This is a genomic window from Caballeronia sp. BR00000012568055, assembly GCF_029439455.1.
Classification (GTDB): Bacteria; Pseudomonadota; Gammaproteobacteria; order Burkholderiales; family Burkholderiaceae; genus Caballeronia.
The window spans coordinates 1-330 of sequence record NZ_JAQFVG010000238.1 but is presented as its reverse complement, the minus strand read 5'-3'; the positions used below and the strand labels follow the sequence as shown (position 1 = coordinate 330).

Here is a 330-nt window from a genome sequence, read left to right as displayed (position 1 = left end):
GATAAATACCAGCAGCGTGCACGCGGGCGCGCGATCCTCGAACCAGCGGTGATCGCTGCCATCGATCTGGATCAGCTCGCCCAGACACGCGCGGCGATTGCGCGGCTGGTGAATCCGCGGCGGGCGCTGCTTGCGCGGCACCCACAGTCCTGCGGCCGTCATCAGCGCGCGAATGGTCTCGACCGCAGCTTGATGCCGTGGCATTCCCGTAGCTTCTCGCACGCCAGCGTCGGACCAAAATCGGCATAGCGTTCGCGGATCAGCGCGAGCGCACGCTGCGCCACGCCTTCGGGCAACTGATGATTGCCGCTGCGCCCGCGCTTGCCCGAG

At 67.3% G+C, this 330-nt stretch carries 1 pseudogene; it reads right to left on the bottom strand.

The features are described from left to right. Positions 1 to 330 (bottom strand): annotated as a pseudogene (locus P7F28_RS10945) (transposase); the annotation flags it as partial.